Below are 221 nucleotides of genomic sequence, written 5' to 3' on the forward strand. Positions count from 1 at the left end.
GAAGCCGTACGTCGATCTGACCTCGAACGCGCGTCGCCCGCCAGGCTCTGACGGAGCGATACGCTGGAAGAGCTCCATGATCACATGAGACAGGAACAGCAGGATGTCCGGCAGGAGCCCGTAGATGCTCTCGTAGATGTCGTCGTCGGTCGGGTTCTTGAAGATGAAGTTGAAGTTCTCTGATCTCGTCTGGATCTCGACGCGCTGAACGGTCACCAGAT

The 221-nt window shown here is 57.5% G+C and carries 1 protein-coding gene; it reads right to left on the reverse strand.

What is annotated here, in order from left to right:
* Positions 1 to 221: hypothetical protein (locus tag ACM0OP_RS24545; protein WP_414531005.1), on the reverse strand; the 221-nt coding region annotated here is incomplete at both ends.

Source organism: Nodularia chucula CCY0103, assembly GCF_963923915.1.
Lineage (GTDB): Bacteria > Cyanobacteriota > Cyanobacteriia > Cyanobacteriales > Nostocaceae > Nodularia > Nodularia chucula.